Origin of the sequence: Streptomyces sp. NPDC005799, from assembly GCF_040630525.1 — a bacterium.
GTDB lineage: Bacteria > Actinomycetota > Actinomycetes > Streptomycetales > Streptomycetaceae > Streptomyces > Streptomyces griseorubiginosus_B.
The window spans coordinates 1-13,228 of the sequence record NZ_JBEXXQ010000100.1; the positions used below are offsets into that span (position 1 = coordinate 1).

Sequence of the window (13,228 nt, forward strand, 5' to 3'; positions counted from 1 at the left end):
CACGGCGAAGCCGGCCCGGTCGGGATCGCAGCCAGGCACTGTCTCCCTGCGGTCACCATCATCGAGCGCAGAGCTTGGTAGGTGGTCAGGAGTGCCCACATCTCCTGGGTGAGGCCCACCGGGTCCTTCAACCGTAGAACGCGTCCTTTGAGCAGGGTGTGACGCAGTGCCAGATAGGCGGTCTCGATCTCCCAGCGCTCGTGATAGAGACCGACCAGGCGGTCTGCTGGGTCAGTGCGGTGGTCGCTCAGAGTGGTGAGCAGACGATAGGTTCCGCCGAAGTTTTCGCCGTCGGCGGTACGGGAGCGGATCTCGGCCTCGATCACCCTCAGTCGGACGCCGCCGATCCGGGTGAGGTAGGAGCCGTCGGGCAGCAGCGCAAGCACCGGTGGGCGCCGGGTGCTGGTGGCCCGGATCAGCAACTGTGCCCCCTGAGCCACGACGTCTGCGAGCAGTTTGTTGCTGTCGAAGGCGCGGTCAGCCAGCAGGAGCATGTCCGAGGTCAAGTGGCTGACCAGCTCGTGGGCGTAGTCGGTTTCGCCCTTCGAGGCGGGTCCGAAGGCGGCGGTGATCAGGCCCCGGGTGCTGGTTTCGCACAAGGTCATCAGCATCAGCCGGGGGTAGCCGGAAGGGCCATGGCAGCGCGGCGTGCGGCCGAGCCAGGACCGGTTGCGCTCGTGGTCGGGGACGTTCAAGCTCCCACAGCCGTCGAAGGCGACCGTCCGCCAGCGGCGGTAGCGCACTCCGGGGGTGGACGGCTGGGCCAACGGGCCCGCCAGCACCTCGAACAGCCGCTGGAACGGGACCACTCCGATCCTCCGACGCAGATCGCGAAGGGCCTTTTCTGACGTCTGCGGCACCGCGGCGGCCAGTCCGGCCACGAGTTTTCCCCACACCAGCCCGGCACCCAGCTGCTCGAACAACCCGAGCGCGAGTACAAAGTACACCCCGACGCGCGAGGGGAGACTGCGCAGCCGACGCTCGCGCGTCCCGGTCTCCTCCAGCACCGCATCCACCAGCTCGGCCGGGATGACCTGCGTCAATTCACCGACGTGTCCGGGAGCGAACACATCATCGATTCCGTAGGTGACAGGCTGTGTCGCAGGGCCTCTGCCCTCTCAGGAAGATCTTGGTCGATCCCCTGGATAGCAGAGGCCCGTCTCATGTCGGGGTCAGGCCTGACAACATCAACTGAGCCTTAACTTCGTGGCATTGGTCGAGCATCTCGCGGTGGCAGTGCGCCTCCGGGCGCCCGCCCCGTTTGAGCAGCCAGGCCGGTACCGGCATCGCCGAGCGGACCTCGGCCCATTCCACGTCTGTCATGTCACTCGGATAGCACCGCACCCGCCGTCCCGGAGCGATCGAACCGAACCTGTGCACGTAGCAGTCACACTCCGGAGTGGCCGTGATGGACGCGGGCGCAGCGGAAATAGTCAACTGTCCGTACAACGGGTCTCCTTGACCGTGACGGGCTTCAACAACCACGTCACTACCGGGAGGCCCGTTTCTTCATGCCCGCGACCCCACCGGCACCTCTGTCCGAATGATCACCCGCGCCGCACACCTCGAACGAGATCCGGTTTGCCACAACGCACTGAGTGACGGGAAGGTCATAGCTCCTCCGTAAGGCACTGGTTCTCCACCAGCCGTTCGAGGAGTTCGTTGAGCGTCCACGCCATCTGTCGGACGTGTCCGACGGCCCGGCGGTGGTCGCTGGGTACTTCCTCGGATCGGATGTTGCGGCCCCGCTTGACGAGGTCGGCCACGCGCTCATCCCGTTCGTTCAGCTTGGAGGTGACGGCGAGGTTGATGAGTCGCATCAGGTGCCCGCGGAGCCGCTGCGCGTGCTCGTCGACCTCACCGTCGGTGGGCGTGTAGTCGTCGAGGACGGCTGCGACGTCGTCGAGTAACGAACCGTCAACATACGGGCCCCAACGCTGTACCTTGCCCAGGACCCGTCCCAGACCAGCCTCGGTGAAGGGCGGCACGGCCGCCCGCACGGGATGGGCCCAGCCCGGGGAGAGGGTGGCGGCAGTCATTCCTCCGCCTCCTCTGGCACGGCGAGGCGGCACCAAGTCGTCCCGCCGGCGTCCCTCGTTCCCCAAGCCCCGCCGTGCTCCTTGACCACCATCTGCACCAAGGCGAGGCCCCGCCCCGACTCTGCGTCCTCGTCGGCCTCCTTGAGCATCGCGACGCCCGGCATGCCGTCGATGACAGCGATGTCCAGGAAGCCGTCCTTCACAGCCATCTCCAGGCCGATCTTCCGGGTCCCGCTGTGCAGCACCGCATTGGTCACCAGCTCGGAGACGAGGAGCATCACCTCGTCGGTCAGCGAGCCAAGACCGTGGCAACGGATTCGGGCGGCGGCAATCCGGCGCAGAACTCCCACGTAGTGCGCGGCCGCCCGTCCGCGCGAACCGTCGGCTGGGCGAGGGCCGATGTCGACCCACTGCTTCAGCACGTACTGGTCGCGGCGTAGACCCGCGAAAGGCGTCCGTACGGCTGTCGTCGTCATCACGTCCTCAAAGCCCGTCCTCCGCACATGCCTCGTCCGGCTTGGATCGAGGTGTGGGCGGTGTCCGGTTTGTCGGTGTAATCGTTGATGTGATATGTCGAAAATTCGCGTGCCAAGCGGCCACGGGTGCAGCGTCCACGGATGAATGTGGGGATCGGGCCCGTGGTGGAGAGGTGTCTGGGGCCTCTGCCTGCCTCTGCCGAGTTTCTGCGCCGGCTGAACGTGGCCCGGATCGTCGACGAGATGTGCCCAATCCGTGAGGTCCCGCATCTCCCCCATGGGCAAATCAACGAGGTGCTGGTGTGGCCAACCGGCTGTCCGCGTCCGCGCCGCTGGTACGAGTCGGTGACTGGGCCCGTGAATGGGTGGTGGAGGAGGTCTTCGGGATCGAAGCGGCGGATCTGCTCAACAACGACCGTATCGCCACTGCTCTGCCGCACCCCCGCGACTTCCTGATGGTCGGCGACTCGAAGCTGGTCTCCTACCCCAACCTGTTGGCCCTGGCGCAAGCACAGGTGCGGTTCATCACTCCGGCGTCCGCGGCCAAGATCCCCGATGACCTGTATGCCGGCCTCGACATCGAGACAGCCCGTCTGGTCGACTACACCGCCGAACGGAACGCCTGGAAACTGCATGAGCAGCGCGGAGGCTACCGCGTGCTGGAAGACACCCAGGCGCTGGCCGGTCCGCGCAAGAGCGACCCGCACATCACTGTGCGCCGGATCCTGGTCCAAGGCACCGCCAACGCCGCGACCCAGCAGGTAGCCCGCGCCCGGCACCTTCAGCAGGCCGGTGAGCAACTGGACAAGCTCCAGCACTCCTGCGCCGGCCGCTACTACAGCACCGCCGAGAAGGTCACCGCCCGGATCGGCTTGATCGTCAGGAAACGGCGCATTGCCTCCTGCCTGGTCACCGACATCGGCACCGCCGTTCCCCCGCCGCGGGTTTCGATGGCGGCCGGACGCCCATGCCCCTGCCAAGACCCTGCTATTTATCATGAATCGATGACTCCGGATACATACGTCCGCACCTCAGTCTGACTCGTAATCCGAGGAGGAGTTCGACGGGTCGTGGACGAAGTCACCCGTGGCCATTTCGCCACGGATCACCCAGTTACTGTCCAGCACAGCGTCATATTCTGCTGCCCGGACGCGTATCTCGTTGACCACCGCTTTCTCCGTCCGCATCCACGGCGGCATCAGCCAGTTGGGGAAGAATTGGCCGTGCGTTCCGGCGGCAACCACGCGGTACCCCAGTTCGTGCCCGAGGTGGCGGTTGACTGCTTCGAACGCCCACTGGCATGCCACGCAGGCCAGCTTGACTCCGCCCATGTACACCGTCTTGGGGTTGTCCTGGTCCCTGGGCGCCCTCTTCCACCCGGTGACCTGCTCCCCGAGGAGTGTCATCTCGCCGTGTTGGGCGGGCACACTCTGTCTGACCGGGGTGCTGATGGCGAACCACTTGATGGGTTTATGTAACGCGGCCTGGATCTCGGCCAGTTCGGGCGACTCGGGATGGTGCGACACGTAGACTCCATCCTCGAAGGCGCGCAGCTTGCTGCGATCTCGGCGTTCCCGCTGCCGTTCCTCCGAGGACGAACTGTGTCCGTGGTGTCCCTTGCGAGGAGCGGTGCCCTCTGCGAACGTCTGGATCTCCTTCTCGATTGTCTTGCGCTGCTCGTCAGTGACTACCTTTTTGCCGGTGTTGCCGGAGATGCCGAGGGAACCGTCGGGGAGCAGGTTGACGGCTAGATGGGGAGTGAACTTGTGCTTGGCCTTTGGGTCACTGGTGCGGATGACGCGCTCAGCGATGCGGGCCACCCGGTCTAGCATTCGCAGAGCGGTGTTTCGATCGGACTCGGCGGGGCTCACGGTCTGGGTAAACGCCCGCTGCACCGTGATGTCCACGAACGCCTGCTGAACCGGAACCGCTATCGCGAGGCCCCGGTGCCAGCAACCAGGGTCAAGGGCGCGCTTGGCATCGTCACCGCCCGGGACGTCCTTCGTCGTTGCCGCTTGCGCCACGTGGTCGTCCTCGAGCATGTGGGCCACGGCCGCATTGCCCGCCGTTCGCTGGAGTGCTGTGAGGGAAGCCGCCGCCTGAGAGACATGGGTACGTGGGTGGCTCTTCGTGGTTCGTGGGCCCGTCCCTCTTCCGGCCTGTTCCTTGGAATCCTGCTGCTCAATTGGATGGGCGCGCATGTTGGTGTTCTATCTCTCCGGTGATTGCGTCATATTCGGCATGTTTCTGGAACCAAGCTCCGACGAAGTTCGATGCGAAGTAGGCCGGTTGCGGCTGAGACAGAGTAGGGTCGGCACCGACTCATTCTTTGGCTACGCCGGCGTCGAGTCGTTTCGCACTGCTGGGGGAAAGGATCGAAACCCATTGAAGGCGGATTCGAGTGGTGGCCCAGCGGACCTCTTCGCTCCATCGAAACCCATTACAACCGACGTCTAGGGAGACGGCCGATCCGGGGCTACACTTCATGAGACATGCATGTTCCACCTTAAAGGTTCCTATGTCAAAATTGAGCTTGACGTTCAAAGGCCGGTAGCCCTTAGTCGGTGGCATTGCTCGAATAACCGAGTCAGACTATGCCCGGCACGGACAAGCGAAACATCGCATTGAGCTTCTTCAGCGTTGACGCTCCAGGGTGAGGATCGCTTTGACGATTGACGTCATACGGTTCAGACTGCACCGGGATCTGCGCAAGATCCGCCAGAACTTCAGGCAGACGACGCCGCGTTCGACTGATGCTCGCGCTGCAACCGGTCCTCGGAAAATTCCGGTGGTTCTTCGGCCGTGTGCTCAGGGCAGAGTCGCTGCACCGGCTGTGGATCGTGGCCGTAACGGGGTAGGCCGGCGGTGCGGGCCTGGTCCGAGGTATTCCGGAGCCTCAGGTGCAAAATCATCGGCGGTTTACCTGTCCTGCTGTGTTTGAGAGAGGACTCCGGGGTCAGGTATCGAGGTCCGTGCCTGGTCGCGGGCTGCGGGGAGGAGGGCCAGGACTGGCCCTGCCATGGCCGTGGTGATCAGGGCCATGACCACCATGACGGAGTAGAGCCGGCTGTCCAGCACCCCGATCTGCACACCTATGGTTAGCACGATCAGTTCGGTGAGTCCTCGGGTGTTCATCAGCGCGGCCAGGACCGTGGCCTCGCGGCGGTCCATCCCGTGCAACCTTGCCACCACAAACGCCGTTCCGGCCTTCCCCACGACGGCCGCGAACAGGATGCCTGCTATCTCCACGAACCCACGGCTGCCTAACGAGGACAGGTCGACGTTGAGTCCGGTCAGCAGGAAGTACACCGAGAGCAGCAGCGTCGAGGAGATCCGCCTCATACCGAGTGTCCAGGCCGTGCGGAGAGTCAGGGTCCCATCGCGGGGCAGCACGGCGCCGAACAGGAAGTGCAGGCCCATCCATTCCGTGGCCAGCGCGGACAGCAGCATTCCGGTCAGGACGACGGCTAGCGCCGCGTCCCCCGAGCGGAACCTGCCGCTGCTGTCCAGACGGCGTAGCAGGGGCCTGACCACACACAGCATTATCACGGCGTAGACGGGCATCAGTGCGATCCGCCAGGACTGCTGTCCGTCCCGGGCGACGACCGCCACCACCACGGCGAAGACGGACCATGCGAGGACATCCGTGAGGGCCGCTGTGGACAGTGCGATGACACCAAGCCGGTCTCGGTTCAGTCCGCGGTCGGCGAGGATCCGGGCCATGACCGGGAACGCCGTGATCGACATGGCAACACCCATGAAGAGGATGAAGCCCGGCCGGGACACGGTCTCGTGGTCGGCGAAGAGCCAGAACCCCGTGCCGGTGCCGACCACGAACGGCACGGCGACGGAGGTCACTGCGAGTACGGATACGACGAGGCCCCCGCCGCGGAGCAGCCCGCTGTCGAACTCGATGCCCTGCCCCAGCAGAAACAGTGCCACGCCGAGGTTGGCCAGTGCGCCGAGCAACGGCCGTGCGTCGGGCGGGAACACCGCCTGGGTGAAGCCCGCACCGAACAGGGTCGGCCCCAGCAGGATGCCCGTGGTGATCTCGCCCAGCACAGGTGGCTGACCCAGCCACCTGAACAGACCCCCCACGGCCCGGGTGACCATGACGATCAGTGCCAGGTCCAGGAGGAGGAACTGCATCTGATGCGGTGTCATCGAAAACTCCACTCGGCCCGTACCAGGGGCGCGGACCCGTCGGCGTGTGGCGGTGGGACGGCGCCGCGCCGACGGCCCGGCGCGGCGTCGCTTCTGCGGCCTGCGCCCACGGGCGCGCACGCTGCGCACCCGCCGGGCCGACACGCAGCAGGGGACGTCGCCGTCAACCACTGATGCTGCTCAGCGAGCGTTCCCGCAGCCCCTGCGCGATGACGTCGGCGTACCTGCCGAAGGCCTGGCCTTCGGGCAGCAGCAGACGCGGTATCGCCAGCTCGCACTCCAGCAGACGCAGGTGCCCTTCCATGTCGCGGATCCCGTCGACACGGCCGAACCACAGGCAGCCGTACCGCCGTTCCAGAGCCCGGTATATGTTCTCCCCCCAGGCGTACTCCTCGTCCGTTGGCTCCACGGCGAAGTTGACCCCGCCCAGCCGCTCGTGTGCCCACCAGCCGCCGCCCGAGCCGACGGTCTTGCGCACGGCGTGGCTGAACCGTCCGCCGAGGAAGACGAGTGAGAGTTCACCGTCGTCCAGGACCGCGGGCAAGAATCGCTGAGCGAACAGGTCACGCGTGGTCAGCAGCGCGCGCATCTGTTCCTCGAACGGCACGCCGCCTCCCTCCGTACCGTCCATCACAAAGTGGCTGTCCGACGCGGAGCGGCCCGTGCGGGACACCCGGATGGCGCGCCACGAGCCCGCGGAGACGGTCGGCTTGATGACTATGTCGTCCCAGCCAGCCTCGTCCATCAGGTCGGCCACCCGTAAATCCGTGCCGCGTGGGAGCCAGCGGGTGGGGATCAGGCCAACACCGTCCTCTTCGGCGAGTCGGCGCAAGTAGCGGCCTTTGTCCACCGCGTCGTGGATCAGGTCGAGGTTGTTGGCGAGCGGGATCGGTCCGTTGGGCGCGTTCCGTAGCCGGTCGTGCAGGTGGGTGACCCGCTCCAGGAAGCGGGGATCGGCGTGATAGCCGCGGCACATACGGACATTGACCAATTCGACGCCTGCCCAGTCCACACTGTCGGCGTCATCCAGATGCACCAGGTGGGCCTCCACGCCGCGCTCGGCGAGTGCCGCAGCGACGCCCGTGTACTCCCGGTGCGGTGTCCCCATGCTCAGGTAGACGACGCGCGACCGGCCCGCCCGGCTGCTCACCGTGCCTCCCGATCCCGGACGTCGGCATTCAGCAGGTCAGTGGCACGCCCGCGCCTCCGCAGCCGTCGCATGGCAGTGTCCGCGGCGTCCCAGACGTACCCGGCGGCGAACAGCCCCATCAGCGCCACCGGCCGCAGCTTCAGCACCCAGTTGAGTCGGGTGTTGGCCGACACCGGCAGCCGGTCGTACAAGGTTGCGGTACCCGGTGGGCGCAACTCGGCGGGCTGCACCAGGTCACGGCCACTGACGTCCACGTGACCGGAGCGCCTGGCGAACGGGAGTTTCCACATCTGTGGTACGGGGGCCGTCACGCTCAGCAGGCTGGTGACCGTGGGCGGGTGCACCCCGTTTTCCTGACGCCACCGAGCGCGTTCACCGAGTCCGCGCTGGAGCCTGCGTTGCAGCCGCTGAACCCGCTCCGGGGTGAGAAAGGCCCCGTGAGGAGCTCGGGAGTAGAACAACCGCGACTCCAGACGTGTGCGTGCGCGCCGCAGTGCGGGTGTCTCCCGGGTGGTGTCCCCCTCGGTGGCCACCAGCCAGTGGGTCAGTCGGGCGCGGGTGCTGCCCATGCTCCAGAAGACCGCCATGTCGAGGATGTGCGACAGCAGGAAGAACCGCGGATCCTCGACGGCGGAGGTGTACTTCTCCCGCACCATGTTGCGGAGCATGTGCCAGTCCTGGCGGGTGGCTCGGTTGATCCGGGCGATGTAGGGGCGGTCCAGCCGTCCGTCGTGGACATCGCGCTGGATCACGTTGGCGAGATGCCAACTGGTCACCAGGGCCAGTGCGACGCCCTGGCTGTAGTAGGCGTCGATGATGCTGCCCGCGTCGCCCACCATTGCATAGCGTCGCTCACTCGCGAATGTATCGGTCCAGTGCTGGGCGTTGCGGAACGTACGGAACTCCAGCAGCGTGTCCTCGCCGATCACCTTGTTGAGCACCGGATACCGCCTGATGAGATTCCAGAACTGTTCGCGGGGATTGGCCCCAGGCGGCGGCGTGCGCTGGTCGAACGTTGCACCGACGCTGATCCGGTCCTGCGACAACCGGATCACCCAGATCCAGTAGCCCTCTCCCCACAGATGCACGGTGTACAGATCGCGCCGCGTGACGTCGCCGCCCTTGCGTAGGTGGTTCCAGCAGTCGGCGAAGCTTTCATCGGTGACGTCCTTGAACTGTCCCCACACGGCGGTCTGGAAGTCGTCGTCCCGTTCTGAGCGTTCCGCGTCATGCCCGAACTTGCGGGCCAGCAGGCGCCTGCGCCCGGAGCAGTCGATCACCCAGCGGGCGAAAGTGCTGCCACTGCGAGCCTGGACGCCGCCCTCCTGCCACACCAACCGGTGCGGTTCACCGGACCGGTCGGCGCCGGCGATGTCCACCTCGCGGACTCTGGCGAAGTCGAGGAACGTGATGTTGGGATGGGCGCTCACGGGCGCCCGCATCACGTCTTCCGCCTCGGGCCGGACAATCTGCATGTCCAGGAACATGCAGCGGAACCACTTCTTGTCGGTCGCCAGGTCGTACAGGTAGTGCGGCGGATGCGGATCCGCGTTCACCGCCCACTCGGTGGTTCCCCGGAAATCGTCGCGGTGCTCGGCTCCGCTGGTGAACCAGACCCCCAGCTTAATGAACGACTCTTTACTAATGAACCCGTCCAGGCCGCCGACTGTGCGCAGGAACGCGCTGGTGAAGACGAGGAACGACTCGCCCACTTTGTAACTGCGCCGCTGGGCCTGGACGTTGTCCAGGAGAACCACCCGCAGCCCTCGCTTGGCGAGTTGTAGCGCGTTGGTCAGTCCGACGATCCCGGCTCCGACAACCGCTACGTCGGCTGCTTTCGAGGCGTCATCGAAGGGCGAGGCGTCTTCGAATCTCGACATGAAGAATCACCACACACCCAACGGATTCAATTTGAACTAATCGGATAGGCATTTTAATCCTACGCGCAAGCGGAAGATATTCGCTTGAATTTCAACATGCGATCCACCCATAGAGATAGAGCCAAATACCCCGGGTTGCTGCGGAGCCAGTGTGGTCAGTGGTGCATGCGGCGTACGGGTGAGTTTGTCGATGAATTAGTGGATTTCTTGCGGTAGTTGGGCTCGTTGACCTCGATTTTTCGGTGGGGTTTGGTCGTTGAGTGGCCCGGTGGTTCGCCCGTGATGTCCCTCGCTGTGTGAGGGTGGGCCGTCGCGTGTCGCTGCGGGGTGCGCCGGGTTCCACGGGCCCGGAGACTGCTGGTCTTTCTCCTCTCGGTGTGCGTTGGGGCAAAGGCTGGTGGTCAGGTGGCGGCAGTCAGGTTGTTGATCCGCTTCCAGCTGGTCGTGGATGTCTGGGCCCAGGGCCAGGTCCGTTCGATGCGCAGGTGGCGGCGGCGTGTGTGGTGGACGAGGCGGGCGGGCGGGCGGTAGAGGCGGAAGCGCATGGTGTCCGGCTCGGCGTGGGCGACGTCCGCGTGGTCGTGGAGGGTCAGCAGCCGCAGCCAGGTGTCGAGATCGGCGGCGAGGTTCGCGGTGAGCATCCAGCTCGCGTTCGTTTCCCGGGACTTGGACGGCAGGTTCGCCAGTCCCATCGCCTTGTTGGTGCGCACGCGGTCTTCGGCCTCGGCGTGATCGCGGTGGAGGACGTCGAGGAACTGCACTTGGTGGGTGCCGGCGATGTAGCCTATGTGCCGGATGTCCGTTGCGGTGATCGAGTAGCGTCGGCCGGTCTTCTGCTCGAACGCGGTCAGCTTCCCCAGGTGCCGGCGAGAGGGCTTGACGCGGCGGACGATCAGCCGCATGCCCTTGGGCCAGCCCTCACGTGTCATCTCGGCGACGAAGCAGCCGTCCTGGACCTTGCCGTCCTGTCGCAGGGAGGTTTCCCAGGCGGCTTCGGGCAGGCGGGCGATGGCGCGTTCGTCCTCGGGCGTGATCGTCCAGCCGACGGTGTAGCGGACCGTGCGCCGCGCCGCGTGGTGTTCAGCGCCTGAAGACGTTTGAGCAGGCCGTGCGTGGCACCGGCGCCGTCGACCCGCACCAGGATCTTGGCCTGGCAGGAGCGGGGTATCTGCGCGAGCGCGGCATCCAGCACCCGCAGGTGATCGGCGACGGTGTTCGCGCGGGCGTTGCCCTCCCTCAGCTCCATCGCCAGGCACTCGTCGGTGTAGGCCTGGGCTTGATCCGCTTTGACGGACATCGAAGATCAGGGGCTTCGGCCCAGGAAGGATGATGTCCATCATGGAGAGCATGAGGAAGAAGAAGCCGCGTCCTCGCCGCTCGTTCACGCCGGAGTTCAAGGCCGAGATCGTCGAGCTGTGCCGACGCGGGGACCGCTCGGTGGGCCAGGTCGCCAAGGACTTCGACCTGACCGAGACCGCAGTGCGCGACTGGGTCAGGCAGGCCGAGTCGACAACGGTGAGCGCGACGGGCTGACCAGCAGCGACCGCGAGGAACTGGCCCAACGGCGGCGGGAGAATCGCCGACTGCGCGAGGACGTGGAGATCCTCAAGCGGGCCACGGCTTTCTTCGCGAAGGAGACCCGGTGAACGTGCACTCGGAAGGGCTCTGGCCTCATTCATCACAGCGACCGCGGGGCGCAATACGTATCAATTCGCTATACCGAGAGGCTGTCCGAGATCGGGGCTCCGGCCTCGGTCGGCTCGGTCGCGGACAGCTATGACAACGCGATGGCCGAGGCCCTGAACGGCACCTTCAAGGCCGAGCTGATCGAGATGCAGGGCCCTTGGCGGGACGTCGGCCAGCTCGAGCGGGCGATCTTCCAGTGGGTCGCCTGGTACAACGAGGAGCGGCTCCACTCCGCCCTCGCCTACGTATCGCCCGCCGAGTACGAACGCGCCTGGTGGCGACAACAGGAAGCCACCCAGCAGTCCGCCTGAAACAAGATCACCGGACTCTATGAAACTCGGGGCAGCTCACCTTGACGAGATGCTCCCAGGGTCGGCCGCTTCTGAAGCGGGCTCAGGCGGTGGGGAGAAGCATCTCGGGCAGGTAGCCAGAGCCCCAGTAGTAAACGCCGTGGTAATCGCCGTCGACGACTATCTGACCTGAGTGCATGTCCCCCTCGTGAGGCTCCTTGTCACACGTCACCGTGGCGCCGGCCAGGCCGTCTACGGGAGCCCAACCGAACACGGGGAGGGTGGTCACGGCCCCGCAGACCTCGTCCTCCTCATCGGCGTTCATGACGTCGACCTGACGATGGCGACAGGGACAACCCGGAAGTTGGGCATTGACACCTTTCGGTAGCACACGTGGCTCGGATGGAGCTTTTGATGACAACGTTGCCAATCGTGCGGGTCCACATCGGCGATGACGTACTCGTGGTCAACGCACGCCACGCACTCGACGAAGGTCCCCGGCGGCAGCGAGTCAAGCTCAACACGAGTCCGGATCTCGGGGAAAGGGTCAGGTATCACTTCCTTCTTCTTCCGCTGGCGCGTTCCAACGTCCACAGGTCCGCCTCGAACCTGTGCGCCTGAGCGCTTTATTCCAACACGGCCCGAACAGCTTCGACTTGGGCATCATCCAGCTTGGATCGTGTCCCCTGTCGTGGTGTAGCCGGCCGGGCGATCCTGGAGGCTCTCATCGCCGGTGAACGTGAGCCCGGGCAGCTGGCCGACCTCGCCGTCGGCAAGGCCCGCGCGAAGATCCCAGCCCTCATCGAGGCTCTGGACGGCGAGTTCACCGACCACCATGCCTTCATGGTCCGCCACTACCTCGATGAGATCGACCGCTTCAAGGACACCGTCACCGTGTTCGACACCCGAATCGCCCATCTTCTGGCCGAACGCGAGCACGAACTCGACCTTCTCGACTCGATCCCGGGAATCGGCCGGATGGCAGCGGAGATCATCCTGGCCGAGACCGGAGGGGACATGAACCAGTTCCCGACCGCCGGACACCTCGCCTCGTGGATCGGTGTCTGCCCCGGGCAGAACGAATCCGCGGGAGTGAGCAGGTCGGGCACGACCCGCCCGGGCAACAGCAACCTCAAACGGCTGCTCGGCGTCGCTGCCATGGCCGCGATCAGGAACAAGGACACCTATCTCGCCGCCTACTTCCGGCGCATCTCCGCACGGCGGGGAGGCAAACGCGCCGTGGTGGCTGTCATGCACAAACTCGCCATCGCCATCTGGCACGTCCTGCACGACGACGTCCCCTACCGCGACCTCGGCGCTGACTACTTCACCAAGCGTGACCCCGAACGCGCCATGCGCCGCATGATCAAGGAAGCGAACAGCCTCGGAATGACCGTCCGCTTCGACCCCATCACAACGTCCTGACCTGCACAGTCGGCTGCATCTTTCGTGTCAGTAATCCAGGCCGCTGCGCTGGCCGCCGTGGTGGCGGGAAAATAGGGCCGGTGTCCGTCCGGGACGCCGACGAATCTGTGATGCCTTG

Annotated in this window: 11 protein-coding genes and 3 pseudogenes; 4 read left to right on the top strand and 10 right to left on the bottom strand. The window is 65.6% G+C overall.

From position 1 onward, the window contains the following. The 3 genes and pseudogenes from ABZ453_RS48530 to ABZ453_RS48540 all read right to left on the bottom strand — a co-directional run. A pseudogene (locus ABZ453_RS48530) lies at nucleotides 1–1,079 on the bottom strand (IS4 family transposase); the annotation flags it as partial. 531 nt (nucleotides 1,080–1,610) lie between these two features. Then, nucleotides 1,611–2,039, bottom strand: a complete 429-nt coding sequence (locus ABZ453_RS48535) for a DUF6415 family natural product biosynthesis protein (protein ID WP_359026125.1) — start codon at nucleotides 2,037–2,039, stop codon at nucleotides 1,611–1,613. Beyond that, a complete protein-coding gene (locus ABZ453_RS48540; protein WP_359026128.1) occupies nucleotides 2,036–2,515 on the bottom strand; it encodes an ATP-binding protein in 480 nt (159 codons plus the stop codon). Before ABZ453_RS48540 ends, ABZ453_RS48535 begins: the two co-directional genes overlap by 4 nt. Nucleotides 2,516–2,880: 365 nt before the next feature. Here ABZ453_RS48540 and ABZ453_RS48545 point away from each other — a divergent pair, with 365 nt between their 5' ends. Beyond that, a complete protein-coding gene (locus ABZ453_RS48545) occupies nucleotides 2,881–3,555 on the top strand; it encodes a hypothetical protein (protein WP_359026130.1) in 675 nt (224 codons plus the stop codon). On the opposite strand, the gene ABZ453_RS48550 is transcribed toward ABZ453_RS48545, so the two are convergent. The 6 genes and pseudogenes from ABZ453_RS48550 to ABZ453_RS48575 form a co-directional block, all read right to left on the bottom strand. After that, complete coding sequence (locus ABZ453_RS48550) at nucleotides 3,547–4,557, bottom strand: hypothetical protein (RefSeq protein ID WP_359026132.1); 1,011 nt, start codon at nucleotides 4,555–4,557, stop codon at nucleotides 3,547–3,549. The genes ABZ453_RS48545 and ABZ453_RS48550 overlap by 9 nt on opposite strands. Nucleotides 4,558–5,149: 592 nt before the next feature. Then, nucleotides 5,150–5,281 (bottom strand): annotated as a pseudogene (locus ABZ453_RS48555) (IS5/IS1182 family transposase); the annotation flags it as partial. A gap of 153 nt (nucleotides 5,282–5,434) precedes the next feature. Then, complete coding sequence (locus ABZ453_RS48560) at nucleotides 5,435–6,679, bottom strand: cation:proton antiporter (RefSeq protein WP_359026134.1); 1,245 nt, start codon at nucleotides 6,677–6,679, stop codon at nucleotides 5,435–5,437. 163 nt (nucleotides 6,680–6,842) lie between these two features. Next, the gene (locus ABZ453_RS48565; RefSeq protein WP_359026136.1) at nucleotides 6,843–7,829 is read right to left on the bottom strand and encodes a hypothetical protein; all 987 of its coding nucleotides are present in this window, start codon (nucleotides 7,827–7,829) and stop codon (nucleotides 6,843–6,845) included. Next, nucleotides 7,826–9,709: an FAD-dependent oxidoreductase gene (locus tag ABZ453_RS48570; protein WP_359026138.1), complete on the bottom strand. Its 1,884-nt coding sequence runs from the start codon at nucleotides 9,707–9,709 to the stop codon at nucleotides 7,826–7,828. The genes ABZ453_RS48565 and ABZ453_RS48570 overlap by 4 nt, the downstream gene beginning before the upstream one ends. 401 nt (nucleotides 9,710–10,110) lie before the next feature. Beyond that, nucleotides 10,111–11,058, bottom strand: coding sequence for a transposase (locus ABZ453_RS48575; protein WP_359026140.1), 948 nt, complete (start codon nucleotides 11,056–11,058; stop codon nucleotides 10,111–10,113). Here ABZ453_RS48575 and ABZ453_RS48580 point away from each other — a divergent pair. Both ABZ453_RS48580 and ABZ453_RS48585 read left to right on the top strand, forming a co-directional pair. Then, nucleotides 11,048–11,242 carry a transposase gene (locus ABZ453_RS48580; protein WP_359026142.1) on the top strand — a complete coding sequence of 65 codons (195 nt, stop codon included), beginning with the start codon at nucleotides 11,048–11,050 and terminating at the stop codon, nucleotides 11,240–11,242. The two genes, ABZ453_RS48575 and ABZ453_RS48580, sit on opposite strands and share 11 nt — an antisense overlap. A 128-nt stretch (nucleotides 11,243–11,370) precedes the next feature. Next, a pseudogene (locus tag ABZ453_RS48585) lies at nucleotides 11,371–11,706 on the top strand (integrase core domain-containing protein); the annotation flags it as partial. Nucleotides 11,707–11,788: 82 nt separating this feature from the next. On the opposite strand, the gene ABZ453_RS48590 reads toward ABZ453_RS48585, so the two are convergent. Further along, nucleotides 11,789–12,010, bottom strand: a complete 222-nt coding sequence (locus ABZ453_RS48590) for a hypothetical protein (protein ID WP_359026144.1) — start codon at nucleotides 12,008–12,010, stop codon at nucleotides 11,789–11,791. 347 nt (nucleotides 12,011–12,357) lie between these two features. On the opposite strand from ABZ453_RS48590, the gene ABZ453_RS48595 reads away from it, so the two are divergent. Continuing rightward, the gene (locus ABZ453_RS48595; RefSeq protein ID WP_359026146.1) at nucleotides 12,358–13,110 is read left to right on the top strand and encodes an IS110 family transposase; all 753 of its coding nucleotides are present in this window, start codon (nucleotides 12,358–12,360) and stop codon (nucleotides 13,108–13,110) included. The last annotated feature ends 118 nt before the right edge of the window (nucleotides 13,111–13,228 follow it).

What these genes read in the sequence shown, in the direction of transcription:
- ABZ453_RS48590 (WP_359026144.1), bottom strand. Translation starts at nt 12,010, where the DNA reads ATGAACGCCGATGAGGAGGACGAGGTCTGCGGGGCCGTGACCACCCTC.
- ABZ453_RS48580 (WP_359026142.1), top strand. Translation starts at nt 11,048, where the DNA reads ATGGAGAGCATGAGGAAGAAGAAGCCGCGTCCTCGCCGCTCGTTCACG.
- ABZ453_RS48575 (WP_359026140.1), bottom strand. Translation starts at nt 11,058, where the DNA reads ATGCTCTCCATGATGGACATCATCCTTCCTGGGCCGAAGCCCCTGATC.
- ABZ453_RS48550 (WP_359026132.1), bottom strand. Translation starts at nt 4,557, where the DNA reads ATGCTCGAGGACGACCACGTGGCGCAAGCGGCAACGACGAAGGACGTC.
- ABZ453_RS48535 (WP_359026125.1), bottom strand. Translation starts at nt 2,039, where the DNA reads ATGACTGCCGCCACCCTCTCCCCGGGCTGGGCCCATCCCGTGCGGGCG.
- ABZ453_RS48570 (WP_359026138.1), bottom strand. Translation starts at nt 9,709, where the DNA reads ATGTCGAGATTCGAAGACGCCTCGCCCTTCGATGACGCCTCGAAAGCA.
- ABZ453_RS48560 (WP_359026134.1), bottom strand. Translation starts at nt 6,679, where the DNA reads ATGACACCGCATCAGATGCAGTTCCTCCTCCTGGACCTGGCACTGATC.
- ABZ453_RS48540 (WP_359026128.1), bottom strand. Translation starts at nt 2,515, where the DNA reads ATGACGACGACAGCCGTACGGACGCCTTTCGCGGGTCTACGCCGCGAC.